General features: G+C 40.2%; 1 protein-coding gene. It reads left to right on the top strand.

Translation table 11 applies throughout. The annotated features are described in order from the left end of the window. On the top strand, positions 1-301 hold a 301-nt coding region (locus Q0662_RS11945; RefSeq protein ID WP_298950173.1), incomplete at both ends, for a hypothetical protein.

The raw sequence follows: 301 nt of genomic DNA, 5'->3' as shown, positions 1-301 counted from the left end.
TGTAAGTGTAGCTGTGGAAAATACCGTTACACAAGGCAATACAACCACTGCCGAATTGGTATTTACCTACAATGGAGTTACAGGAGCTACTGCCTCTGCATTGATATCTGTTTTGGCAGAAAACCCAAATGCAGAAAGTGGAAGTGTAGAATTTAAATACAACCAGGACAATACAGAACCAATCGTTGAAAGGGTTCAGTTTATGGAAGGTACAAAAAGAAGACTGGGAGCAGAACCTGGAGAAGTTGTAAAAATTACAGCAAGCTTAACAGAACCTGCAGGGCCGTCTACAATAAATATT

Origin of the sequence: uncultured Polaribacter sp., assembly GCF_947503855.1 — a bacterium.
In the GTDB taxonomy this organism is placed as follows: domain Bacteria; phylum Bacteroidota; class Bacteroidia; order Flavobacteriales; family Flavobacteriaceae; genus Polaribacter.
The sequence above is the reverse complement of the archived record's forward strand: the minus strand, read 5'-3'. Positions and strand labels throughout refer to the sequence as shown.